The organism is Leclercia sp. LSNIH8 (genome assembly GCF_002920195.1).
Taxonomy (GTDB): domain Bacteria; phylum Pseudomonadota; class Gammaproteobacteria; order Enterobacterales; family Enterobacteriaceae; genus Enterobacter.
The window spans coordinates 479854-501383 of record NZ_PQJY01000001.1 but is presented as its reverse complement, the minus strand read 5'-3'; the positions used below and the strand labels follow the sequence as shown (position 1 = coordinate 501383).

The following is a 21530-nucleotide window of genomic DNA, read 5'->3' as shown; positions in this document are numbered from 1 at the left end:
GCACCGAGGAAAAGATGAAACCCTTCCGTTACGGCTGTGTTCTGGCCCTGTTTGCCCTTCTGATTCTGTGGATGCCGCAGGCGAAAGCGGCCTGTTCCACCCCGGATCTGCCCTGGACCGCCACGCCGGGGACGCTGACGATGCCCGCCACCCTCGGCACTGGCAATGTCATCCCGGGTTCCGCCCGCTCGCATACGGTCAAAGGGACATGCGATGCTGCCGACAGCGGCAAGCCGATCACCGCCTGCCATCTGGGCGAAGGCGAGGAGGTGCCGGGAATGCCTGGGGTTTACCGCAGCGGTATCGAGGGGATCGGCATTGAGCTGCTGAACAGCGCCGGCCAGCCGGTGCGCGGTCGCGCCGCCCACTGCGACAGCCGCAGCACGCCGCTGGGCTACGTCAGCAGCGACGGCAGCTTCAACGTGCCGCTGACGATGCAGCTGATCAAAACCGGCACCACCACCGGCCACCAGACGACGGTACGCAACGGCATCTGGTCCCTGGGCATCTACCCGGATCACACTCTTGGCCAGCTGAATGCCGTGCGCTACGGCGGCAACCTGGCGCTGAAGGCCACCACCTGCTCGGTGGATCCGAGAAGCCTGGTCGTTAACCTGGGGGATTTCCCGGTCAGCCACTTTACCCAAATCGGCAGCACCAGCGACATGAAAAGCTTTAACCTGACGGCAACCTGCACCGACGCGGTGACCATTACCGCCCGGATCACCAGCCCTGACGGCGCCACCTCAATCAGAGATGGTAATGACGTGCTGAACATTGCGCCCGGCAGCGACAGCGCCACGGGAGTCGGGGTGAAAATGACGGTGGGCGGGGTGGCGTTGCGCTACGACTACCCGATCCCCTTTGGCGACCAGACCGTCCCCAACCAGCCGTTCGATCTGCCCTTCCTGGTGCAGTATTACCAGATAGCCGATCAGGTGACCGCCGGCAGAGCCAATACGCTTGCCACTATCGATATTGAATACCAGTGAGATCCCGATGAAATATGTTGCCCTGCTTATGCTGCTGGCCAGCCTGCCCGCCTCAGCCACCGACGTGATCCTCAGCATCAAAGGCAATATTTACGACACGGCCTGCGAGGTGGACAGCGCCAGCCAGAACAAGGTGGTCGATCTCGGCCAGGCGGTAGCCAGTGATTTTAAAGCGCCGGGGGATGTCGGCGTGTGGAAGAATTTTGATATCACCCTCTCGCACTGTCCGCAAAGCCTGACTCTGGCAACCATCAACCTGGAGGGGAAGCGCGACACGCTCCACCCGTTCAAGTTCGCCAACACCGGTACGGCGAGAGGGCTGGCGCTGGAGCTGGCCGACCGCACCGACTCGATCATTCTGGCGCCGGAAGCGCGCTTCAATGCGGTAATTGACCCAATCACCCACACCGCCGATTTCCCGATGGCGGCACGCTATTACGCCTCGTACGTTCCGGTCCACGCGGGGGAGTTTTCAAGCACGGTGCTCTTTACCTTCACTTACCAGTAGGACCGCGCCCCTTAGCACGGATGCTTTTCCTGCGCCCGGCGGCAATCTTGGCCGGGCGTTTTTTTACCTCCGGCACCCCGGGCTGCTCAATGGGAAAGACCGGCAGGGCGTTCAGCAGGCGCTTGCCGTAGTTTTTGGTCAGCAGGCGCTTATCGTAGATCACCACTTCTCCCCAGCAGCTGTGGCTGCGAATCAAACGCCCGACCTGTTGGATCAGGTTGAAGGATGCCGCCGGCAGGCTCTGCACTTCAAACGGGAAGCGGTTGAGGCTCTTCAGCCACTCGCCCTCGGTCAGCACTACCGGGCTGTCGATGGGGGGGAAGGCGATCTTGTGAATATGCACCTGGGTCAGATAATCGCCCTTCAGATCCAGCCCTTCAGCAAAGGACTGAAGCCCCACCAGCACGCTGCGCTCCCCGGCATCAATGCGTTTGCGGTGCAGCTCCACCAGCCGGTAGCGGGGCTGATCCCCCTGCACCAACAGCAGCAGACGCAGATCGGTGACAAAGGTTAAAAACAGGTTCATTGCCCGGGCGCTGGCGAACAGCACCAGCATGCCGGGGTATTTTTTGCTTTCCAGCTGTTCGCGGAAGTAGGCCGCCATCTCGGCCAGATGCTGCTCTTCGTTGTCGATCAGCGGCTCATACTGCATGCGCGGGATCACCAGCTTGCCCTGCTCGCAGTGGTTGAACGGCGAGTCGAGGGCCACAAAGCGATCGCCCGCTTTCTCCTTCAGGCCGCTCATCTCCTGCAAGCGCGAGAAGCTGTTCAGCGAACGCAGCGTGGCGGAAGTTACCACCACATGCGGGACGCTGCGCCAGAGCAGTTTTTCCAGCTGATCGCTGACGCGAATGCCCGCGCAGTGGAAGAAGAGATGCACCTGCCCCTCCCTGACCTCCCGCGTCGCCCATTTGGTGACCGGCGCGCCGGAGGCCTGGGCCATCGACGCCAGCCGCCACAGCTTGCTCTGCCCCTCGAACATGCCCAGGGCGCGGTTCATCTGCAGCAGCACCCGGTGCACACGCACCACGTCATGGGTGCCCGTTTTCTCACTGAGATCGTTTAAAAACAGCTCCGCCAGCCCACGCAGTTTTTCGATAAGCTGCGCCAGCTCGCGGCAAACATCCATGATCTCCTCCGGCAGCGTGCCCATCTCAAAGCGGTGCTCTGCCTCCTGGCCGGGTGGCAGATAGAGATTGAGGATGTTGTTCAGGGAGGCGATATGGCTATAGATCGTTTCACAGTGCTCGCTGAGGCGCTCCGCAACCGCCAGCGGCGGGATCGTTTTCGGCCGGAACTGATCCATGCAGGTCGCCACCAGCTTGCAGAACAGATCGAGCTGCAGGCGGAACCAGGTGGCAGTTATCTCGGCGCTCATCTCCAGGGCGTCGCGGGCGACGTCCGGCAGGTGATGGCCCTCATCCAGCACCAGCAGCAGATTTTTAGGATCCGGCAGCACCGCTTCGCTCTCCATCGCCGCCATTACCAGCGCGTGGTTGGCGACCACCACTTCGGCCTCCTGAATTTCACGGCGGGCGACAAAGAACGGGCATTCGCGATAGTAGTGGCAGTTGCGGTTCAGACAGCTGGCCTTATCGGTACTGAGCCTGCGCCACAGATCGTCGCTGAGCGCCTGATCGGTGTGATCCCGCAGGCCATCCCATTTATAGCTATCGAGATCGGCCTTAAGCCGGGCGCACTGCTCCTGCTCAGCTTTATTGTTAGGGGTCAGTTCGTCATCGAGAAAGGCCAGCAGATCCTGCTGGGTGGGCTCGGTGCTGGCAAGGGCGGTTAAGTTGCGCGGGCAGACATAGCGCCCGCGACCAAAGGCGGCAGTGAAGCGCAGCTCGGGAATAATTTTGCGCAGCAGGGGCAGGTCTTTGCTGTAGATCTGATCCTGCAGGGCGACGTTGGCGGTACTGACCACCAGCGTCTTTTGTTCTTCCCGGGCGATAGCGATGCCGGGGATCAGGTAGGAGAGGGTTTTACCGACGCCGGTCGGGGCTTCAATTGCCAGATGTCGACCCTCGTCACCGGCCAGCGTTTTTGCCACATCGGCAATCATCTGCCGTTGCGGTGCGCGGGGAATGAAGTCGGGGATCTGCTGTTGTAGCGCCTTATACCAGGCGGCAATTTGCGCTTTCAGCGCGGCGGTTAAAGCCATGATGAACCTGAAATACTGTATAAACAGCCACTATTGTGGCACTTTCTTAAGCGGGCCGCAAAAGAAAAGCCCGGCTTTACGACCGGGCTTCCAGATTACTGCGCGCTGGCAGGTTTGCGCGGACGGCGTCGGCGCTGGCCTTCACCTGCCGGTTTCGCGTCGCCATCGCGACGCGGTGGCTTGCTGGCCGCTTTCGGCGCGCCGCCTTCGCTACGGCGCGGCTGCTGCTGACCACGGCCACCGCCGCCCTGCCCGCGTCCACCACCCTGACCACGTCCGCCCTGACGCCCGTTCTGGATCGGCTCAGCTTTGATGGACGGATCTACCTCATAGCCCTCGAGGGCGATACGCGGGATCTCTTTTTTCAGCAGGCGTTCGATGTCGCGCAGCAGCTTGTGCTCATCCACACAGACCAGCGACAGCGCTTCGCCCGTTGCCGCCGCGCGACCGGTACGGCCGATACGGTGGACATAATCTTCCGGAACGTTCGGCAGCTCGTAGTTCACCACGTGCGGCAGCTCTTCGATATCCAGGCCGCGGGCGGCGATGTCGGTTGCCACCAGTACGCGGATATCACCAGATTTGAAATCGGCCAGCGCGCGGGTACGAGCCCCCTGGCTCTTGTTACCGTGGATGGCCGCACTGCGGATGCCGTCTTTGTTCAGCTGTTCCGCCAGGTGGTTCGCCCCGTGCTTGGTACGGGTGAAGACCAGCACCTGCTGCCAGTTCCCTTCGCCAATCATCTGGGAGAGCAGTTCGCGCTTGCGCTTTTTATCAACAAAGTGAACGTGCTGGGTCACCTGTTCGGAAGCGGTGTTGCGACGCGCCACTTCTACTTCCAACGGATTGTGCAGCAGCTTTTCCGCCAGGCCTTTGATCTCGTCGGAGAAGGTGGCAGAGAAGAGCAGGTTCTGACGACGGGCCGGCAATTTTGCCAGCACGCGACGAATATCGTGAATGAAGCCCATGTCGAGCATGCGGTCGGCTTCGTCGAGCACCAGGATCTCCACGCTGTCGAGCTTAACGGCGTTCTGGTGTTCCAGGTCGAGCAGACGACCCGGGGTGGCGATCAGCACATCCACGCCGCCGCGCAGTTTCATCATCTGTGGGTTGATGCTCACCCCGCCAAACACCACCAGCGAGCGGATGTTGAGATAGCGGCTGTACTCACGCACGTTCTCACCCACCTGGGCGGCCAGTTCACGGGTTGGGGTCAGGATCAGGGCGCGCACCGGGCGACGGCCTTTGGCGTGCGGTTCGCTTGAGATCAGGCGTTGCAGCAGCGGCAGGGTAAAGCCGGCGGTTTTACCGGTCCCGGTCTGGGCGCTGGCCATCAGATCGCGGCCTGCCAGTACAGCGGGAATGGCCTGCCGCTGAATAGGGGTCGGTTCGCGGTAACCCTGCTCCGCTACAGCGCGCAGAATTTCCGGGTTCAGGCCAAGGGTATCAAAAGACATAACAACTCCGAACCGCCCCGACCATTTTCAGGTGTAGTTTTCAGGGAGATATAACAAATGAAAGGACAAAAACCACGGTGTCGCGAAGCAGCGGAGTGTAGCAGCTTTTGTGATACAGCGCATAAATATCCCGTCGGGGGCTGCATTTACGCTATTAAACAAGCCGGATACCGGCAAGAAAACTGGACACGCTCAAAAAACAGTCATACTCTTAATCAATCGATTGATTAATTTTGTGTGCCGCTATGAATCCGATCCCGACCACCACCAAAGGTGAGCAGGCTAAAAGCCAGTTAATCGCTGCCGCGCTGGCGCAGTTTGGCGAATATGGGCTGCATGCCACCACCCGCGATATCGCTGCGCAAGCCGGGCAAAATATCGCCGCCATCACCTACTATTTTGGCTCGAAAGAGGATCTCTACCTCGCCTGCGCCCAGTGGATCGCCGACTTCATTGGCACCCAGTTTCGCCCCCACGTGGAGGAAGCCACTGCGCTGCTTGCCGAGCCGTCGCCGGATCGCGCCGCCATTCGTGGCCTGATCTTAACCGCCTGCAACAACATGATTCAGCTGCTGACCCATGACGATACGCTGAACCTGAGTAAGTTTATTTCACGCGAGCAACTCTCGCCCTCTGCCGCTTACCAGCTGGTGCACGATCAGGTTATCGCCCCGATGCACACCCACCTGACCCGGCTGGTGGCGGCCTATACCGGGCGTGACCCTCTTGATACGCAGACCATTTTGCATACCCATGCCCTGCTGGGGGAAGTGCTCGCCTTTCGCCTGGGGCGTGAAACCATTCTGTTACGCACCGGCTGGACCGAATTCGATGAGGATAAAGCGCTGCAAATCAGTCAGGTCATCACCTGTCATGTCGATTTGATCCTGCAGGGCTTAACGCAAAGGAGCCTGGAGTCATGAAAAAACCTGTCGCCATTATTGTGGCTGTGGTGGTTGTGCTGGCAGCCGGTATCGGCGGCTGGCTGTGGTATCAGAGCCAGCAGGATAAAACGCTGACCCTGTACGGTAACGTCGATATCCGCACCGTGAACATGAGCTTTCGCGTCGGCGGACGGCTCGCCTCCCTGAGCGTGGATGAAGGCGATGCTATTACCGCTGGTCAGACGCTGGGCACGCTGGACAAGGCCCCCTACCAGAACGCGCTGTTGCAGGCCCAGGCGGGGGTTGCCGTGGCACAGGCGCAATACGACTTAATGCAGGCGGGCTACCGTGACGAAGAGGTCGCCCAGGCCGCCGCCGCCGTTAAACAGGCGCAGGCCGCCTATGACTATGCGCAGAACTTCTTTGTCCGTCAGCAAGGGCTGTGGAAAAGCCGCACCGTGTCGGCCAACGATCTGGAGAACGCCCGCTCCTCGCGGGATCAGGCTCTGGCGACGCTGAAATCCTCCCAGGATAAGTTGCGCCAGTACCGCTCCGGCAACCGCGAGCAGGATATCGCCCAGGCAAAAGCCAGCCTCGAACAGGCCCAGGCTCAGCTGGCGCAAGCGCAGCTGGATCTGCACGACACTACCCTGGTGGCCCCAGCCAACGGCACCCTGCTGACCCGCGCCGTGGAGCCCGGCAGTATGCTGAATGCGGGCAGTACGGTACTGACCCTCTCCCTGACGCGTCCGGTGTGGGTGCGCGCTTACGTCAATGAAGCCAGTCTCGGCGAGGCGAAACCGGGGCGCGAAGTACTGCTTTATACCGACAGTCGCCCCGACAAGCCGTATCACGGGAAAATCGGCTTTGTCTCCCCGACCGCGGAATTTACGCCAAAAACCGTCGAAACCCCGGACCTGCGTACCGATCTGGTCTATCGCCTGCGCATTATCGTGAACGATGCCGACGATGCCCTGCGCCAGGGGATGCCGGTAACCGTCAGCTTCGACAATGGGCAAGCCCATGAATGACGCGGTGATCCAGCTTACCGGCCTGGTCAAACGCTTTGCCGGGATGGATAAACCCGCCGTCGCGCCGCTCGACTGCACGGTGCATAAAGGCTACGTCACCGGGCTGGTCGGCCCGGACGGCGCGGGCAAAACCACCCTGATGCGGATGCTTGCCGGCCTGCTGAAGCCCGACGAAGGCAGCGCCAGCGTGCTGGGGCTGGACCCGGTTCGCGACGATCGCGCCCTGCATGCGATGCTGGGCTATATGCCGCAGAAGTTTGGTCTGTATGAAGATCTGACGGTGATGGAGAACCTGACCCTGTATGCCGACCTGCGCAGCGTCACCGGTGAGACGCGGGAGAAAACCTTTCAGCGGCTGCTTGAGTTTACGTCGCTCGGCCCCTTCACCGACCGGCTGGCGGGCAAGCTCTCCGGCGGCATGAAGCAGAAGCTGGGGCTGGCCTGTACGCTGGTGGGGCAGCCGAAGGTGCTGCTGCTGGACGAACCCGGCGTTGGCGTCGACCCCATCTCCCGCCGCGAGCTGTGGCAGATGGTGCACGAGCTGGCGGGGGACGGAATGTTAATCCTCTGGAGCACCTCCTATCTCGACGAAGCGGAGCAGTGCCGCGACGTGCTGCTGATGAACGAAGGGGAGTTGCTCTATCAGGGCGATCCCACAGCCCTGACCCGGAGCATGACCGGGCGCAGCGTGCTGCTGCACTCCCCTCATGAGAATAACCGCCGCCTGCTGCAACGGGTGCTGAAGCTGCCCCAGGTAAGCGACGGCATGATCCAGGGGAAATCGGTGCGGGTGATCCTCAAAAAAGAGGCCAGCGCCGACGATCTACGCCAAAACGCGGATCTGCCGGATCTGGCGATTGATGAGACTGCGCCGCGGTTTGAAGATGCCTTTATCGATCTGCTCGGCGGCGCAGGCACCGCCGAATCGCCGCTGGGGGCGATCCTGCATACCGTGGAGGGCACCCCCGGCGAGACGGTGATCGAGGCCAAATCCCTGACCAAAAAGTTCGGTGATTTTGCCGCTACCGACAATGTGAACTTTACGGTAAAACGCGGCGAAATCTTCGGCCTGCTGGGCCCCAACGGCGCGGGTAAATCCACCACCTTTAAAATGATGTGCGGCCTGCTGGTGCCCACCGCCGGCAAAGCGCTGGTGCTGGATATGGATCTGAAGGTCAGCTCCGGCAAAGCGCGCCAGCATCTGGGCTATATGGCGCAAAAGTTCTCGCTCTACGGCAACCTGACGGTTGAGCAAAACCTGCGCTTTTTCTCCGGCGTCTACGGCCTGCGCGGGCGAGCGCAGAGTGAAAAGATTGCCCGCATGAGCGAGGCCTTTGGTTTGAGCAGCATCGCCAGCCAGGCCACCGACGCGCTGCCGCTCGGGTTCAAACAGCGGCTGGCGCTGGCCTGCTCGCTGATGCACGAGCCGGACATTCTGTTTCTTGATGAACCCACCTCCGGGGTCGATCCCCTCACCCGCCGCGAATTCTGGCTGCATATCAACAGCATGGTGGAGAAAGGGGTGACGGTGATGGTGACTACCCACTTTATGGACGAGGCGGAGTATTGCGACCGGATTGGGCTGGTGTACCGCGGCAAGCTGATTGCCCACGGCACGCCCGACGATCTGAAAGCTCAGGTGGCGGACGAGCAGCAGCCCGATCCCACCATGGAACAGGCGTTTATCACGCTCATTAACGACTGGGATAAGGAGCATGGCCATGTCTGACAAAGCCCTCTCCTGGCGTCGGGTCCGCGCCCTGTGCATCAAAGAGACGCGGCAGATTGTGCGTGACCCGAGCAGCTGGCTGATTGCGGTGGTGATCCCCCTGCTGCTGCTCTTTATCTTCGGCTACGGCATAAACCTCGACTCCAGCAAGCTGCGGGTGGGGATCCTGCTGGAGCAGCACAGCGAAGAGGCGCTGGACTTCACCCATACCCTGACCGGCTCGCCCTACATCGACGCCACCATCAGTGACGATCGCCATAAGCTCACCCAGGTGATGCAGGCCGGGCGCATTCGCGGGATGATTGTGATCCCGGTGGATTTTGCCGCCCGCATGGCGCGTCCGAACGACACCGCCCCGATCCAGGTGATCACCGACGGCAGCGAGCCCAATACCGCCAACTTTGTGCAGGGCTACTCAGAGGGGATCTGGCAGCTGTGGCAGATGCAGCGGGCGGACGATCGCGGCGAGACGTTTGAGCCGCTGATTGACGTCCAGACCCGCTACTGGTTTAACCCGGCGGCCATCAGCCAGCACTTTATTATTCCCGGCGCGGTGACCATTATCATGACGGTGATCGGCGCCATTCTGACCTCGCTGGTGATTGCCCGCGAATGGGAGCGCGGCACCATGGAGGCGCTGCTCTCCACCGAAGTGACGCGCACGGAACTGCTGCTGTGCAAGCTGATCCCCTACTACTTCCTCGGAATGCTGGCGATGCTGCTCTGTATGCTGGTGTCCGTATTTATTCTCGGCGTGCCCTATCGCGGCTCGCTGCTGGTGCTGTTCGCCATCACCAGCCTGTTCCTGCTCAGCACGCTGGGGATGGGGTTGCTTATCTCCACTATCACCCGCAACCAGTTTAATGCCGCCCAGGTGGCGCTGAATGCCGCGTTTTTGCCGTCGATTATGCTGTCCGGGTTTATTTTCCAGATCGACAGTATGCCGGCGGTGATCCGCGCGGTGACCTATATCATCCCGGCACGTTATTTCGTCAGCACCCTGCAAAGCCTGTTCCTGGCGGGCAATATTCCGGTGGTGCTGATGGTGAACCTGCTGTTTTTGATTGCCTCGGCGGTGATGTTTATCGGCCTGACGTGGATGAAAACCAAACGGCGATTAGATTAGGTTTCGCCCGGTGGCGCTGCGCTTACCGGGCCTACGGGTCTTGTAGGCCGGGCAAACACAGTACCGCCCGGCGTTTTGAGGAGTGACTATGTTTCACCGTTTATGGACATTGATTCGCAAAGAGCTGCAATCCCTGCTGCGCGAGCCGCAGACCCGGGCGATATTAATTCTGCCGGTACTGATCCAGGTGCTGCTCTTCCCCTGGGCAGCCACCCTGGAGGTAACCAACGCCACGATCGCTGTCTATAACGAAGATAACGGCAAACATTCGGTGGAGCTGACCCAGCGTTTCGCCCGCGCCAAAGCCTTTACCCACGTGCTCATCCTTAACAGCCCACAGGAAATACAACCCACCATCGACACGCAAAAGGCGCTCTTGCTGGTGCGCTTCCCGGCCGATTTTTCCCGTAACCTCGACACCCTGCAAACCGCCCCTATGCAGCTGATCCTCGACGGGCGTAACTCCAACAGCGCGCAAATCGCCGCCAACTACCTGCAACAGGTAGTGAAGGATTACCAGCAGGAGCTGATGGTGGGTAAACCGAAACCGAACAACAGCGAGCTGGTGGTGCGCAACTGGTATAACCCGAACCTCGATTACAAATGGTTTGTGGTGCCGTCGCTGATCGCCATGATCACCACCATTGGGGTGATGATCGTCACCTCCCTGTCGGTGGCCCGCGAGCGCGAACAGGGCACCTTCGATCAGCTGGTGGTCTCCCCGCTGGCGACCTGGCAAATCTTTGTCGGTAAGGCGGTCCCGGCGCTGATTGTTGCCACTTTCCAGGCCAGCATTGTGCTGGCGATTGGCATCTGGGCCTATCACATCCCCTTTGCCGGATCGCTTCTGCTCTTTTACTTCACAATGGTGATTTATGGGCTGTCGTTGGTGGGGTTTGGTCTGCTGATCTCGGCGCTCTGCTCGACCCAGCAGCAGGCGTTTATCGGGGTGTTCGTCTTTATGATGCCCGCCATTTTGCTCTCGGGCTATGTCTCGCCGGTGGAGAACATGCCGGTCTGGCTGCAGAACTTAACCTGGGTGAATCCGATCCGGCACTTTACCGATATCACCAAGCAGATCTATCTCAAGGATGCGAGTCTGGATATTGTCTGGGGGAGTTTGTGGCCGCTACTGGTGATAGCGGCCGTGACGGGTTCAGTGGCGTACGCGATGTTTAGGCGGAATATCGCGTAGCTTTTTGTCTTTGGTTAACAGTGAAACGATCGCGGGCCCAGCAAGGATAGCCAGCCCTGCGACAGCCAGCAAAAAGTTGTTTTGCAGCACGCGGGACAACAGCCACAGCACAATCAATGCCGCGCCAAAATACCAGGTGGTGGTGAGCTCTTCGAGCACATCTGCCACTTCGCGCCAGCGCGCTTCATGATGACGCTGTAAAAAGAGCATCAACAGGACAGTCACGCCGTACAGCACGCATAATCCTAAGCCGACCCGCACCAGGGTACCGCTCATCCAGGCCATCACCAGCACGGCCACCACCAATAAATGCAACATAATCTGCCAGCAACTCAGGCCGGTTGCGACGCGTATGCGTTGTTGCCACTTCATGGCACTCTCCTGAAGGATTTTACTCTGCCTGTTCAGACTATCGCACTTTACGGAAAATTCCGTAACACAGCACCTTTTTGTGACGACGACTACACTTTATTTTCATCAGGATAGTGACGCGGGAAGGAGTGTATGGCCCAACAAACCCGGCATTTTTCGCTTAAAGTGTTAACAATCAATATTCACAAGGGATTCGCGGCTTTTAACCGCCGTTTCATTCTGCCCGAACTGCGTGACGCTGTACGAACCGTCAGCGCGGATATCGTCTGCCTGCAGGAGGTGATGGGCGCGCATGAAGTGCATCCTTTGCATGTGGAAAACTGGCCCGATACCAGCCACTACGAATTTCTCGCCGACACCATGTGGAGCGACTACGCTTACGGGCGTAATGCCGTCTATCCCGAGGGGCATCACGGCAATGCCGTTCTCTCCCGCTACCCTATCGAACACTTTGAAAATCACGATGTCTCGGTGGGCGAGAGTGAAAAACGTGGGCTGCTTTACTGCCGTGTCGCGATCCCGGAGCTGACCAGACCGCTGCATGTGGCCTCGGTCCACCTTGGCCTGCGCGAAGCTCACCGCCAGGCGCAGCTGCAGATGATGACCGAGTGGGTCAACGGCCTGCCAGAAGGGGAACCGGTGGTGGTCGCCGGTGATTTTAACGACTGGCGCCAGCGCGCCAACCATCCGCTGAAAACGGGGGCCGGGTTAGAAGAGATCTTCACCCTTGCCCACGGCAGGCCCGCCCGTACCTTCCCGGTGAGATTCCCGCTGCTGCGTCTGGACAGGATCTATGTCAAAAACGCTCACGCCAGCAGCCCTACCGCGCTGGCCCTGAGCAACTGGCGTCACCTTTCCGACCATGCGCCGTTAAGTGCGGAGATTCATCTATGAAATGTTCATGGCAAAGCGGCAACCGGATAAAGCTGCTGGAAAATGGCGATCAATATTACCCGGCGGTATTTGCCGCCATCGAGAAAGCGCAAAGCCGGGTACTGCTTGAAACCTTTATCTGGTTTGAAGACAACGTGGGGCGAAAACTGCATTCGGTGATCCTGCGGGCGGCCCAGCGCGGGGTGCATATCGAAGTGCTGCTGGACGGCTACGGCTCCCCCGACCTCAGCGATGAATTCGTGGGGGAACTCACCTCAGCAGGCGTGGTATTCCGCTATTACGATCCACGCCCGCCTCTGCTGGGTATGCGCACCAACGTCTTCCGCCGCATGCACCGTAAAATTGTGGTGGTGGACGATCAGGTGGCCTTTGTGGGCGGCATTAACTACTCCGCGGAACATATGTCGGACTACGGTCCTGAAGCCAAGCAGGATTATGCCGTCCAGGTCGAAGGCCCGGTGGTACAGGATATTTTGCAGTTTGTCGTGGAAAACCTCCCCGGCAAAGCCGCAGTGCGTCGCTGGTGGAAGCGGCGTCATCGCGCCGAAGAGAATACCAAACCGGGTGAAGCGCAGGCGCTGTTTGTCTGGCGCGATAACGAAGAGCACCGGGACGATATTGAGCGGCACTATCTCAAGATGCTGACCAACGCCCGTCGGGAGGTGATTATCGCCAACGCCTACTTCTTCCCGGGCTATCGCCTGCTGCACGCCATGCGTAACGCAGCCCGGCGCGGCGTGCGGGTTAAGCTCATTGTGCAGGGCGAGCCGGATATGCCCATTGTGACCGTGGGCGCCCGCCTGCTCTACAACTATCTGGTGAAAGGCGGCGTCGAGATTTACGAATACCGCCGCCGTCCGCTGCACGGCAAGGTCGCGCTGATGGACGATCACTGGGTAACTGTCGGCTCCAGCAACCTCGATCCCCTTAGCCTGTCGCTGAATCTGGAGGCCAACCTGATTATTCATGATCGTGAGTTTAACCAGACCCTGCGTGACAATCTCACCGCCATCATCGCCGAGGATTGCGTCCGGGTGGATGAGTCGATGGTGCCGAAACGCACCTGGTGGAATCTGGGCAAAAGCGTGGTGGTGTTCCACTTCCTGCGCCATTTCCCGGCGCTGGTCGGCTGGTTGCCTGCGCATACGCCTAAACTGGCGCAGGTCCCCCCGCCGGTACAACCCGAGATGGAGACTCAGGATCGCGTTGAGGCGAGCAACACGGGGGTAAAACCCTGATGAGCAAAAAACATTCGCGCTGGCGTCTGGCAAAAAAGATCCTCACCTGGGTATTTTTTATAGCCGTTGCAGTGCTGCTGGTGATTTACGCCAAAAAGGTCGACTGGGGCGAGGTGTGGAAGGTCATCCGCGACTACGACCGTGTATCGCTGATGGGCGCCGTGGCGCTGGTGGTACTGAGCTTCCTGCTGTATGGCTGTTACGACCTGCTGGGGCGAGTCTACTGCGGGCATAAGCTGGCCAAGCGCCAGGTTATGCTGGTGTCGTTTATCTGCTACGCCTTTAACCTGACCCTGAGCACCTGGGTGGGTGGTATCGGCATGCGCTACCGCCTTTACTCCCGTCTGGGGCTACCCAGCAGCACCATCACCCGCATCTTCTCCCTGAGTATTACCACCAACTGGCTGGGTTATGTCCTGCTGGGCGGGGTCATCTTCACCGCGGGCGTGGTGCAGTTGCCTGCTCACTGGTATATCGATCAGTCAACGCTGCGCATTATTGGCATCGTGCTGCTGCTGGTGATTGGGTTCTATCTGTGGGCCTGCGCGTTCGCTAAGCGGCGCCATGTGACCATCAAAAAGCAAAAGCTGGTACTTCCCTCCTGGCGTTTTGCCCTGGCGCAGATGGGCATTTCCGCCGCCAACTGGATGGCGATGGGGGCCATTATCTGGCTGCTGATGGGTGAAGATATCAACTACTTCTTCGTGCTGGGTGTGCTGCTGGTGAGCAGTATCGCCGGGGTGATTGTGCATATCCCTGCCGGGATTGGGGTGCTGGAAGCGGTGTTTATCGCCCTGTTAGCGGGGGAGCATGTCTCTCACGGCACCATCATCGCCGCCCTACTGGCCTATCGTATGCTCTATTATTTCCTGCCTCTGGGGCTGGCGACGGTCTGTTATCTGGTGCTGGAGAGCCGGGCGAAGAAGTTACGAGCCAAAAACGAACAACAGATGGCGAAGTAATGATGGGAAATGCCGGGTGGCGCTGCGCTTACCCGGCCTACGGTGTTGTAGGCCCGGCAAGCGAAGCGCCGCCGGGCAAGGCAATCAACGACGGTTGCCGAAGATGCGCAGCAGCATCAGGAACAGGTTGATGAAGTCCAGATAGAGCGTCAGCGCCCCCAGAATGGAGTATTTACGCAGATTTGAGCTGTCGCGCACGTCAATCTGTTCGCCAATGTTTTTCAGCTTCTGGGTGTCATAGGCCGTCAGCCCGACAAAGACAATCACCCCGATATAGGTCACCGCCCACATCAGCGCTTCGCTCTTCAGCCAGAAGTTCACCAGCGATGCCAGCACGATACCAATCAGCGCCATAAACAGCATGTTGCCAAAGCCGCTCAGGTCGCGTTTGGTGGTGTAGCCGTAAAGGCTCATCGCACCAAACATCCCGCCGGCCACCACAAAGGTGCTGGCGATGGAGGAGTAGGTGTAGACGAGAAAAATACTGGAGAGCGTCAGGCCGGTCAGCGCCGAATAGAGCATAAACAGCGTGGTGGCCATTCCTGCGCTGAGCTTATGCACCAGCCCGGAGAGGACAAACACCAGCGCCAGTTGGGCGATGATCAGGCCAAAGAAGGTGATTTTGCTGGAGAAGACAAACATCATTACGGCAGGCGTGTTTGCTGAGAACCACGCGACAAACGCGGTAAGCAGCAAACCGCAGGTCATCCAGCCATAAACCTGGGCCATGTAGGTTTGCAGCCCGGTACGGCTCTGCTGCACGATGGAATCGGAACGGGGAAATCTGTCCATAACACACTCCTTTTTAAGTGGACACACTGTTAAAGCCTAACACATCCCGGCAATCCGGCTACCAGCGGTTGGCGGCTTCCTTGTCGCTGTCGCGGGACTCGACCCAGCGATCGCCCTCCGGGGTCGCTTCGCGCTTCCAGAACGGGGCGCGGGTTTTCAGATAATCCATAATAAACTCACCCGCCGCAAAGGCGCTGCCGCGATGGGCGCTGGTGACGCCGACAAAGACGATCTCCTCCCCCGGCCACATCTCGCCGATGCGGTGGATCACGGTCACGCGGCCGAGCGGCCAGCGCTGACGCGCCTGTTCAACGATCTCCGCCAGCGCTTTTTCCGTCATGCCAGGATAGTGCTCAAGGGTCAGCGCCTTCACGCTGTCGCCCAGATTATGGTTACGCACCTTGCCGGTGAAGGTGACCACCGCGCCATCTTCGTCACGCTCCGCCAGCCAGTTATACTCCGTGCCGACGTTAAAACGCGCCTGTTCAACCAGGATTTTGGTGTCACTCATCTCAGCCCCCGGTCACCGGTGGGAAGAAGGCCACCTCATCGCCCGGTTTGACCGGATGCGTGAACTCCACCAGCGTCTGGTTCACCGCCGCCAGCAGTTTGCTCGCGTCCAGCGCCAGCGCCCAGCGGTCGCTTTGCGCCGCCAGATGCGCCCGCAGCGCTTCGACGTTTTCCACCTCGATATCCAGCGTCAGGCTGTCGGTATTCACCAGCTCGCGCACCTGCGCAAAAAACAGTACTTTAATCATTCTCTTGTGCCCTGAAATCACCCGATTTTCCCCCGCTTTTCGCCAGCAGGCGAACCGGGCCGATAACCATGTCTTTCTGCACCGCTTTGCACATGTCATAGATGGTTAACGCCGCCACGGAGGCGGCAGTTAAGGCTTCCATCTCCACGCCGGTTTTCCCGGTCAGGCGGCACAATGATTCGATGCGCACGCGGTTGTGCTCCGGCTCGGCCCGCAGGTTGACCTCCACTTTGCTGAGCATCAGCGGATGGCACAGCGGGATAAGATCCCAGGTGCGTTTCGCCGCCTGGATCCCGGCGATCCGCGCCGTAGCGAAGACGTCCCCTTTGTGGTGGCTGCCGTCAAGGATCATTGCCAGCGTTTCGGGAAGCATGGTGACGAACGCTTCCGCGCGGGCTTCGCGCACCGTTTCGGCCTTGGCGGAGACATCCACCATATGGGCTTCGCCCGCGGCGTTAATGTGGGTCAGTTGCGACATAGCTTATTTCTTCAGGTGAGGATGGAAATTACACGGACGCGTGCGGGCATCCAGCTGCGGGGCAATGATATTTTCCCACGCGGTGCGGCACGCTTTGGTGGAGCCTGGCATGGCGAAAATCACCGTGTTGTTGGCGATCCCGGCCACGGCGCGCGACTGTAGGGTGGAGGTGCCAATCTCTTCAAACGAGAGCATACGGAACACCTCGCCGAAGCCTTCTATCTCGCGATCGAAGAGCGGCAGCAGCGCTTCCGGGGCCTGATCGCCTGCGGTAAAACCGGTGCCGCCGGTGATCAGCACCACCTGGACGTTATCGCTGGCGATCCAGCGCGACACTTCCGCGCGAATGGCGTAGCGGTTCTCTTTGATGATGGCCTTGTCGACGATCTGATGCCCGGCCTCGTGGGCTGCATCGCGCAGCCAGTGGCCGGAGGTGTCATCCTCTTCGCCGCGGCGTTCAGAAACGGTAAGAATAGCAATACGCGTCGGGATAAATTCAGCGCTTACCTGACTCATCTTCTGGTTCCTTGTAGCGATTACCCGCCAATGTATGACAGGTTCTGGGTGATCCCGGTGTTGCCCTGATGCAGGAAGTGGGTCTGTTTTTTGTGCATCAGCGCCTCAGAAATGCGTGCTTCCAGCGCCGCCTGCTGCGCATCATCGGCCAGCAAGTCGCGCAGATCGACGCCGCCGTCGCCAAACAGGCAGAGGTGCAGCTTGCCCACCGACGAGACGCGCAGGCGGTTACAGCTGGCACAGAAATCTTTTTCATACGGCATGATAAGGCCAATCTCCCCTTCGTAGTCGGGGTGGCAAAAGACCTGCGCCGGGCCGTCGCTGCGCTGGCGAAGCTGGTGGATCCAGCCGCGTTTGAGCAGCTCATCGCGCAATACCATGCCGGAGATGTGATGACGGGAGAAGAGGTCGCTGCCCTCGCCGGTTTCCATCAGCTCAATGAAGCGCAGCTGAATGCGGCGGGGCTTGATCCACGCCAGGAAGGTATCCAGCTGATGATGGTTCACATCGCGCATCAGCACGGTGTTGACCTTCACCTTGTCGAAGCCAGCCGCAAAGGCCGCGTCGATACCGTCCATCACCTGATGGAATTTATCCTGGCCGGTGATGGCATGAAACTGACGGGCGTCCAGGCTGTCGACGCTGACGTTGATGGCGGTCAGCCCTGCGTCGCGCCACTGCGCGACATCGCGCGCCAGGCGATAGCCATTGGTGGTGACCGCAATCTGGCGGATGGCGTCGTTTTCACGTACCGCCGCGATGATATCGGTGAAGTCCCGGCGCAGCGAGGGTTCGCCGCCGGTAAGACGGACCTTCTCCGTTCCCATGGCGGCAAACGCGCGCGTGACGCGGCGCACTTCATCCACGGAGAGAAAGCCGTTATTGGTGACGCTGCCAAGCTTATAGCCATCCGGCAGGCAGTAGGTGCAACGGAAGTTGCACACATCGGTAATCGACAAACGCAGGTAAAAAAACTTACGCGCGAATGCATCGGTAAGTTGTGAAGCCATGTACACCTTTCCTGATACGGGAGGCACAGTCATTTCTTCCTGTACCCTGGTGGCAAAAGCGCCACGGCCAGAGCGCCATATCTGTCGACACAGGCGCAAAGGCTAGAGTGTATGTTTTCAATGATGAAAACGTGGTTATGTCGATAGTAGCGTGTTAAAGCAAGTTTCGCTATCGTCGACTTACGTTATATAAATGTGCATATAACGAGCTAATCGTGCCATTTCGGTTCAGAATACGTCATTATCACATTTTTGCATTGATATACGTCATTTTGCGCGGGTCGCAGCATCGTCATTTAGGAGTAGTTGCGTTACTGTTTACATGTTGGTCTTAATAAGGAATTTTTATGCGCAATCGCACTTTTGCGGATCTTGACCGGGTGGTCGCTCTCGGCGGAGGCCACGGACTGGGCCGGGTCATGTCCTCCCTGTCATCGCTCGGCTCCCGCCTGACAGGGATCGTCACGACCACCGATAATGGCGGCTCAACCGGGCGCATCCGCCGCTCCGAAGGCGGCATCGCCTGGGGAGACATGCGCAACTGTTTAAATCAGCTTATCACGGAACCGAGCGTGGCTTCGGCCATGTTTGAGTATCGTTTTGCCGGTAATGGCGAACTTTCCGGGCATAACCTTGGAAATCTGATGTTAAAGGCGTTGGATCACCTCAGCGTCCGGCCTCTGGAGGCGATCAATTTAATTCGCAACCTGCTTAAAGTGGACGCCTTTCTCATCCCCATGTCCGAACTTCCGGTTGATTTGATGGCCATCGACTGCAACGACCATGAAGTGTATGGCGAGGTAAATATCGATCAGCTTGCCCTGCCCCCGAAAGAGCTGATGCTCTACCCCACTGTCCCGGCGACCCGCGAAGCAGTAGAAGCGATTGGTGAAGCGGATCTGATCCTCATCGGCCCCGGTAGTTTTTACACCAGCCTGATGCCGCTCCTGCTGATTAAAGAGCTGGCCCAGGCGCTGCGGCGCACACCCGCCCCGGTAGTCTATATCGGCAATCTGGGTCGCGAGCTCAGCCCGGCCGCCGCCGGGCTTTCGCTGGCCGCAAAGCTGGCGCTGATGGAGCAGTATGTCGGTAAAAAGATCGTCGATGCGGTAGTGGTCGGGCCGAAAGAGGATATCTCAGGTATGGAAGGCCGGGTGGTGGTGCAGGAGCCGCTCGAAGCAAGCGACATCAAGTACCGCCACGATCGGCATCTGCTCCGCGTGGCGCTGGAGAGAGCGATTCAGGCGTTGGGTTAGCTTGTACGGCCTGTAATGCCCGGTGGCGCTTCGCTTACCAGGCCTACAGGCAGAGTGCCGTTGTTGAGCCGGTAAGCGCCACCGGGTACAAACTACGACGCGGCGATGAATAAATCCCGTAGCTGATGCAGCTGGTCGCGGATCTGCGCGGCCTCTTCGAACTCCAGGTTCTGTGCGTGCTGCATCATCTGCCCTTCCAGCTCGTGGATTTTCTGCTGCAGCGCTTTCGGCGTCAGTGCCACGGTATCGGCCTCAACCGGTGAGCGCGACTTGCCGCGTCCCTTGGTTTTGGTTTTCGCGATATTCTGGCCAAGCTGCAGGATATCCACCACCTTCTTGTTGAGCCCCTGCGGAACAATCCCGTGCTCTTCGTTATAGCGCTGCTGCTTCTCGCGACGGCGTTCGGTTTCGCCGATCGCTTTCGCCATCGACGGGGTGATCTTATCCCCGTAGAGAATCGCTTTGCCGTTAACGTTTCGTGCCGCACGGCCAATGGTCTGGATCAGCGAGCGCTCGGAACGCAGGAAGCCCTCTTTATCGGCGTCCAGAATCGCCACCAGCGACACTTCTGGCATATCCAGCCCCTCACGCAGCAGGTTGATCCCCACCAGCACGTCGAACTCGCCAAGGCGCAGATCGCGGATAATTTCCATGCGCTCCACGGTGTCGATATCCGAGTGCAGATAACGCACCTTCTCGCCGTGCTCTTCAAGGTATTCGGTCAGGTCTTCCGCCATCCGTTTGGTCAGGGTCGTCACCAGCACACGCTCGTTAATGGCCGACCGGGCGCGGATCTCCGAGAGCAGGTCATCCACCTGGGTGGCCACCGGACGCACTTCGATAATCGGATCCAGCAGGCCGGTCGGACGCACCACCTGATCCACCACCTCGTCGCCCGATTTCTCCAGCTCGTAGTTGCCTGGCGTTGCGGAGACGTAGATGGTTTGCGGCGCCAGCGCCTCGAACTCTTCAAACTTCATTGGACGGTTATCCAGCGCCGACGGCAGGCGGAAGCCGTACTCCACCAGGGTCTCTTTACGCGCCCGGTCGCCACGATACATCCCGCCGATCTGCGGAATGGTGACGTGGGATTCATCCACCACCAGCAGGCCATCCGCCGGCAGGTAGTCAAACAGGGTTGGCGGCGCTTCGCCCGGCCCACGGCCAGAGAGATAGCGCGAGTAGTTTTCGATACCGGAGCAGTAGCCCAGTTCGTTCATCATCTCGAGATCGAACTGGGTACGCTGGCTGATACGCTGCTCTTCCAGCAGCTTGTTATTTTCTAACAGCACCCTGCGGCGATCCGCCAGTTCAACCTTGATGTCCTCCATCGCCTGCACGATGCGCTCGCGCGGGGTGACGTAGTGGGTTTTTGGGTAGACCGTGAAGCGCTGAATGGTCGATTCCACATGGCCGGTCAGCGGGTCGAACAGCGACAGCCGCTCCACCTCTTCATCGAAAAGCTCGACGCGCAGCGCGAAGTCGTCCGACTCCGCCGGGAAGATGTCGATCACTTCACCGCGCACGCGGAACGTACCGCGCTGGAACGCCTGATCGTTACGGGTGTACTGCAGCTCGGCCAGGCGACGCAAAATAGCGCGCTGATCGATAATCATCCCCACGGTCAGGTGCAGCATCATCTTCAGGTAGAGATCCGGGTCGCCGAGGCCGTAGATGGCCGATACCGAGGCCACCACCACCACATCACGGCGCTCAAGCAGCGCCTTGGTCGCGGAGAGACGCATCTGCTCGATATGCTCGTTCACCGAGGCATCTTTCTCGATAAAGGTGTCCGAGCTGGGAACGTAGGCTTCCGGCTGATAGTAGTCGTAGTACGACACGAAGTACTCTACCGCATTCTCGGGGAAGAACTCTTTCATCTCGCCGTAGAGCTGCGCCGCCAGGGTTTTGTTCGGGGCGAGCACCATTGTGGGGCGCTGGAGATCGGCGATCACGTTAGCGACGGTGAAGGTTTTACCCGACCCGGTCACCCCCAGCAGCGTCTGGTGCGCAAGCCCATCCTCCAGCCCCTCTTTCAGACGGCGAATCGCTTCAGGCTGATCGCCGGAAGGACGAAAAGCGGAATTCAGTTTGAACGGTTTACTCATGAACGGCGACCTGATGATGGTTGATACGGCAGGTGAGTAATTTTACTCTTGATGGCTATT

21 protein-coding genes and 1 riboswitch are annotated in these 21530 nt (G+C 59.4%); of the genes, 11 read left to right on the top strand and 10 right to left on the bottom strand.

Annotated elements, in window-relative coordinates; translation table 11 throughout:
- Window positions 1-14 precede the first annotated feature (14 nt).
- Both C3406_RS02495 and C3406_RS02490 read left to right on the top strand, forming a co-directional pair.
- A complete protein-coding gene (locus C3406_RS02495) occupies window positions 15-992 on the top strand; it encodes a fimbrial protein (RefSeq protein WP_103823510.1) in 978 nt (325 codons plus the stop codon).
- A gap of 7 nt (window positions 993-999) precedes the next feature.
- Window positions 1000-1500 carry a fimbrial protein gene (locus C3406_RS02490; RefSeq protein ID WP_103823511.1) on the top strand — a complete coding sequence of 167 codons (501 nt, stop codon included), beginning with the start codon at window positions 1000-1002 and terminating at the stop codon, window positions 1498-1500.
- Here the strand turns inward: C3406_RS02490 and dinG are convergent.
- Both dinG and rhlE read right to left on the bottom strand, forming a co-directional pair.
- Window positions 1487-3664, bottom strand: coding sequence for an ATP-dependent DNA helicase DinG (dinG, locus tag C3406_RS02485; RefSeq protein WP_103823512.1), 2178 nt, complete (start codon window positions 3662-3664; stop codon window positions 1487-1489). The genes C3406_RS02490 and dinG overlap by 14 nt on opposite strands.
- Before the next feature lie 95 nt (window positions 3665-3759).
- Window positions 3760-5121 carry an ATP-dependent RNA helicase RhlE gene (rhlE, locus tag C3406_RS02480; RefSeq protein ID WP_103823513.1) on the bottom strand — a complete coding sequence of 454 codons (1362 nt, stop codon included), beginning with the start codon at window positions 5119-5121 and terminating at the stop codon, window positions 3760-3762.
- A 245-nt stretch (window positions 5122-5366) separates the two neighbouring features.
- On the opposite strand from rhlE, the gene cecR reads away from it, so the two are divergent.
- From cecR to C3406_RS02455, 5 genes are all read left to right on the top strand, one after another.
- Window positions 5367-6044, top strand: coding sequence for a transcriptional regulator CecR (cecR, locus tag C3406_RS02475; protein ID WP_103823514.1), 678 nt, complete (start codon window positions 5367-5369; stop codon window positions 6042-6044).
- Window positions 6041-7036: a secretion protein HlyD gene (hlyD, locus tag C3406_RS02470; protein WP_103823515.1), complete on the top strand. Its 996-nt coding sequence runs from the start codon at window positions 6041-6043 to the stop codon at window positions 7034-7036. Before cecR ends, hlyD begins: the two co-directional genes overlap by 4 nt.
- Window positions 7029-8765, top strand: coding sequence for an ATP-binding cassette domain-containing protein (locus C3406_RS02465; protein WP_103823613.1), 1737 nt, complete (start codon window positions 7029-7031; stop codon window positions 8763-8765). Before hlyD ends, C3406_RS02465 begins: the two co-directional genes overlap by 8 nt.
- Window positions 8758-9891: an ABC transporter permease gene (locus tag C3406_RS02460; RefSeq protein ID WP_103823516.1), complete on the top strand. Its 1134-nt coding sequence runs from the start codon at window positions 8758-8760 to the stop codon at window positions 9889-9891. The genes C3406_RS02465 and C3406_RS02460 overlap by 8 nt, the downstream gene beginning before the upstream one ends.
- Before the next feature lie 88 nt (window positions 9892-9979).
- On the top strand, window positions 9980-11086 hold the full coding sequence (locus tag C3406_RS02455) for an ABC transporter permease (protein ID WP_103823517.1): 1107 nt from the start codon (window positions 9980-9982) through the stop codon (window positions 11084-11086).
- Here C3406_RS02455 and C3406_RS02450 read toward each other — a convergent pair.
- Window positions 11048-11458, bottom strand: a complete 411-nt coding sequence (locus C3406_RS02450; RefSeq protein ID WP_103823518.1) for a YbhQ family protein — start codon at window positions 11456-11458, stop codon at window positions 11048-11050. The genes C3406_RS02455 and C3406_RS02450 overlap by 39 nt on opposite strands.
- 132 nt (window positions 11459-11590) lie before the next feature.
- Between C3406_RS02450 and C3406_RS02445 the strand changes: the two genes are divergently transcribed.
- Genes C3406_RS02445 through C3406_RS02435 form a run of 3 tightly spaced genes read left to right on the top strand, consistent with a single transcriptional unit; the run spans window position 11591 to window position 14552 of the window.
- The gene (locus C3406_RS02445; protein ID WP_103823519.1) at window positions 11591-12352 is read left to right on the top strand and encodes an endonuclease/exonuclease/phosphatase family protein; all 762 of its coding nucleotides are present in this window, start codon (window positions 11591-11593) and stop codon (window positions 12350-12352) included.
- The gene (clsB, locus tag C3406_RS02440; RefSeq protein ID WP_103178771.1) at window positions 12349-13590 is read left to right on the top strand and encodes a cardiolipin synthase ClsB; all 1242 of its coding nucleotides are present in this window, start codon (window positions 12349-12351) and stop codon (window positions 13588-13590) included. The genes C3406_RS02445 and clsB overlap by 4 nt, the downstream gene beginning before the upstream one ends.
- The gene (locus C3406_RS02435; protein WP_103823520.1) at window positions 13590-14552 is read left to right on the top strand and encodes a lysylphosphatidylglycerol synthase domain-containing protein; all 963 of its coding nucleotides are present in this window, start codon (window positions 13590-13592) and stop codon (window positions 14550-14552) included. Before clsB ends, C3406_RS02435 begins: the two co-directional genes overlap by 1 nt.
- Before the next feature lie 84 nt (window positions 14553-14636).
- On the opposite strand, the gene C3406_RS02430 is transcribed toward C3406_RS02435, so the two are convergent.
- The 6 genes from C3406_RS02430 to moaA all read right to left on the bottom strand — a co-directional run bounded on the left by C3406_RS02430 (window position 14637) and on the right by moaA (window position 18106).
- On the bottom strand, window positions 14637-15344 hold the full coding sequence (locus C3406_RS02430) for a Bax inhibitor-1/YccA family protein (RefSeq protein ID WP_103178769.1): 708 nt from the start codon (window positions 15342-15344) through the stop codon (window positions 14637-14639).
- Between the two features lie 58 nt (window positions 15345-15402).
- Entirely contained in the window at window positions 15403-15855 is a 453-nt protein-coding gene (gene moaE / locus C3406_RS02425) for a molybdopterin synthase catalytic subunit MoaE (RefSeq protein WP_103823521.1), read from the bottom strand.
- 1 nt (window position 15856) lies between these two features.
- On the bottom strand, window positions 15857-16102 hold the full coding sequence (gene moaD / locus C3406_RS02420; RefSeq protein WP_103178767.1) for a molybdopterin synthase sulfur carrier subunit: 246 nt from the start codon (window positions 16100-16102) through the stop codon (window positions 15857-15859).
- Window positions 16095-16580: a cyclic pyranopterin monophosphate synthase MoaC gene (gene moaC / locus C3406_RS02415; protein ID WP_103823522.1), complete on the bottom strand. Its 486-nt coding sequence runs from the start codon at window positions 16578-16580 to the stop codon at window positions 16095-16097. Before moaC ends, moaD begins: the two co-directional genes overlap by 8 nt.
- Before the next feature lie 3 nt (window positions 16581-16583).
- Window positions 16584-17096 carry a molybdenum cofactor biosynthesis protein B gene (moaB, locus tag C3406_RS02410; RefSeq protein ID WP_103823523.1) on the bottom strand — a complete coding sequence of 171 codons (513 nt, stop codon included), beginning with the start codon at window positions 17094-17096 and terminating at the stop codon, window positions 16584-16586.
- Between the two features lie 20 nt (window positions 17097-17116).
- On the bottom strand, window positions 17117-18106 hold the full coding sequence (gene moaA, locus C3406_RS02405; protein WP_103823524.1) for a GTP 3',8-cyclase MoaA: 990 nt from the start codon (window positions 18104-18106) through the stop codon (window positions 17117-17119).
- Window positions 18094-18228, bottom strand: a riboswitch (molybdenum cofactor riboswitch). It overlaps the preceding gene by 13 nt.
- A gap of 225 nt (window positions 18229-18453) precedes the next feature.
- Between moaA and yvcK the strand changes: the two genes are divergently transcribed.
- Window positions 18454-19362 (top strand): uridine diphosphate-N-acetylglucosamine-binding protein YvcK, encoded by a 909-nt coding sequence (gene yvcK / locus C3406_RS02395; protein WP_103178763.1) that lies wholly within the window; start codon window positions 18454-18456, stop codon window positions 19360-19362.
- A gap of 92 nt (window positions 19363-19454) precedes the next feature.
- On the opposite strand, the gene uvrB is transcribed toward yvcK, so the two are convergent.
- The gene (uvrB, locus tag C3406_RS02390) at window positions 19455-21470 is read right to left on the bottom strand and encodes an excinuclease ABC subunit UvrB (RefSeq protein ID WP_103178762.1); all 2016 of its coding nucleotides are present in this window, start codon (window positions 21468-21470) and stop codon (window positions 19455-19457) included.
- Between the last annotated feature and the right edge of the window lie 60 nt (window positions 21471-21530).

What these genes read in the sequence shown, in the direction of transcription:
- C3406_RS02495 (WP_103823510.1), top strand. Translation starts at nt 15, where the DNA reads ATGAAACCCTTCCGTTACGGCTGTGTTCTGGCCCTGTTTGCCCTTCTG.
- C3406_RS02490 (WP_103823511.1), top strand. Translation starts at nt 1,000, where the DNA reads ATGAAATATGTTGCCCTGCTTATGCTGCTGGCCAGCCTGCCCGCCTCA.
- dinG (WP_103823512.1), bottom strand. Translation starts at nt 3,664, where the DNA reads ATGGCTTTAACCGCCGCGCTGAAAGCGCAAATTGCCGCCTGGTATAAG.
- rhlE (WP_103823513.1), bottom strand. Translation starts at nt 5,121, where the DNA reads ATGTCTTTTGATACCCTTGGCCTGAACCCGGAAATTCTGCGCGCTGTA.
- cecR (WP_103823514.1), top strand. Translation starts at nt 5,367, where the DNA reads ATGAATCCGATCCCGACCACCACCAAAGGTGAGCAGGCTAAAAGCCAG.
- hlyD (WP_103823515.1), top strand. Translation starts at nt 6,041, where the DNA reads ATGAAAAAACCTGTCGCCATTATTGTGGCTGTGGTGGTTGTGCTGGCA.
- C3406_RS02465 (WP_103823613.1), top strand. Translation starts at nt 7,029, where the DNA reads ATGAATGACGCGGTGATCCAGCTTACCGGCCTGGTCAAACGCTTTGCC.
- C3406_RS02460 (WP_103823516.1), top strand. Translation starts at nt 8,758, where the DNA reads ATGTCTGACAAAGCCCTCTCCTGGCGTCGGGTCCGCGCCCTGTGCATC.
- C3406_RS02455 (WP_103823517.1), top strand. Translation starts at nt 9,980, where the DNA reads ATGTTTCACCGTTTATGGACATTGATTCGCAAAGAGCTGCAATCCCTG.
- C3406_RS02450 (WP_103823518.1), bottom strand. Translation starts at nt 11,458, where the DNA reads ATGAAGTGGCAACAACGCATACGCGTCGCAACCGGCCTGAGTTGCTGG.
- C3406_RS02445 (WP_103823519.1), top strand. Translation starts at nt 11,591, where the DNA reads ATGGCCCAACAAACCCGGCATTTTTCGCTTAAAGTGTTAACAATCAAT.
- clsB (WP_103178771.1), top strand. Translation starts at nt 12,349, where the DNA reads ATGAAATGTTCATGGCAAAGCGGCAACCGGATAAAGCTGCTGGAAAAT.
- C3406_RS02435 (WP_103823520.1), top strand. Translation starts at nt 13,590, where the DNA reads ATGAGCAAAAAACATTCGCGCTGGCGTCTGGCAAAAAAGATCCTCACC.
- C3406_RS02430 (WP_103178769.1), bottom strand. Translation starts at nt 15,344, where the DNA reads ATGGACAGATTTCCCCGTTCCGATTCCATCGTGCAGCAGAGCCGTACC.
- moaE (WP_103823521.1), bottom strand. Translation starts at nt 15,855, where the DNA reads ATGAGTGACACCAAAATCCTGGTTGAACAGGCGCGTTTTAACGTCGGC.
- moaD (WP_103178767.1), bottom strand. Translation starts at nt 16,102, where the DNA reads ATGATTAAAGTACTGTTTTTTGCGCAGGTGCGCGAGCTGGTGAATACC.
- moaC (WP_103823522.1), bottom strand. Translation starts at nt 16,580, where the DNA reads ATGTCGCAACTGACCCACATTAACGCCGCGGGCGAAGCCCATATGGTG.
- moaB (WP_103823523.1), bottom strand. Translation starts at nt 17,096, where the DNA reads ATGAGTCAGGTAAGCGCTGAATTTATCCCGACGCGTATTGCTATTCTT.
- moaA (WP_103823524.1), bottom strand. Translation starts at nt 18,106, where the DNA reads ATGGCTTCACAACTTACCGATGCATTCGCGCGTAAGTTTTTTTACCTG.
- yvcK (WP_103178763.1), top strand. Translation starts at nt 18,454, where the DNA reads ATGCGCAATCGCACTTTTGCGGATCTTGACCGGGTGGTCGCTCTCGGC.
- uvrB (WP_103178762.1), bottom strand. Translation starts at nt 21,470, where the DNA reads ATGAGTAAACCGTTCAAACTGAATTCCGCTTTTCGTCCTTCCGGCGAT.